We start from the raw sequence: 864 nt of genomic DNA, 5'->3' as shown, positions 1-864 counted from the left end.
CTAGGCTGTGGTGACGATTTAACTATCGTAGCCACATGGTTATGGCAGCGATGATGACGAAGCCTCTGAAGTTGGCGAGCAGCTTGTCGTAGCGGGTGGCAACGCGGCGGAACTGCTTGAGCTTTGCAAAGAAGCGCTCGACGAGGTTGCGCTCTTTATAGAGCCGCCAGTTGCATGGGTGCGGGCGCCGACGGTCATGCCTGGGTGGGATGACGGGAATAGCGCCGACATCGAGAATGGTGTCGTGGAAATGCTCGGCGTCATAGGCCCTGTCGGCGATGACGTGGCCGGGATTAAGCCCATTGAGCAATTCCTTGCCGTAGATCACATCGCCACGGTGTCCCGGTGTGAGCACGAAGCGCACCGGTAGCCCCAAAGCATCGACGACGGCGTGGATCTTGGTGCCTAGCCCGCCGCGTGACCGGCCAAGACCCTGGGCGTCCGCTCCCCCCTTTTTCGCCGCGCCCCGGCGGCTTGAGGCTGGGCACGGATGGAGGTGGAATCGATCGAGACCCAATCAAGGTCGGCTTCTCGCGCTAACGCCTCGAACAGGCTTTCGAGCACACCCATCTCGATCCAGCGGTAATAGCGCCGCTTGACGGTCTGGTAGTCGCCGTAGTGTTTGGGCAAATCACGCCAGCGTCCGCCAGAGCGGGCCATCCAGATCAGCGCTTCGACAAATCGGCGGTTGTTTGAACGCGGACCCCGCCGCCCCTTGCGCCCTCCCGGCACAAACGGCTCGATCCGAGACCACTGTTGCGCACTGAGCCTATCGATATCCATGACCGACCTCCAAAAGTCAGCCTTGAATCTGATTTGCTCCCAATTGGGAATCCCAAACCGTTAAATCGTCACTACAGCCTA

At 60.1% G+C, this 864-nt stretch carries 1 protein-coding gene; it reads right to left on the bottom strand.

Features of this window, described 5'->3' with window-relative positions; translation table 11 throughout:
• Positions 1–22: 22 nt before the first annotated feature.
• Positions 23–783 (bottom strand): IS5 family transposase gene (locus GDN47_RS31830; protein WP_371865543.1). Its coding sequence is split into 2 segments (ribosomal slippage): positions 23–456 and positions 456–783, totalling 762 coding nucleotides; the frame shifts between segments, so codons are not numbered across the junction.
• Positions 784–864 lie beyond the last annotated feature (81 nt).

It is taken from the genome of Martinezella dioscoreae, assembly GCF_009176305.1.
Classification (GTDB): domain Bacteria; phylum Pseudomonadota; class Alphaproteobacteria; order Rhizobiales; family Rhizobiaceae; genus Rhizobium; species Rhizobium dioscoreae.
This window is presented reverse-complemented; position numbering and strand designations above follow the sequence as displayed.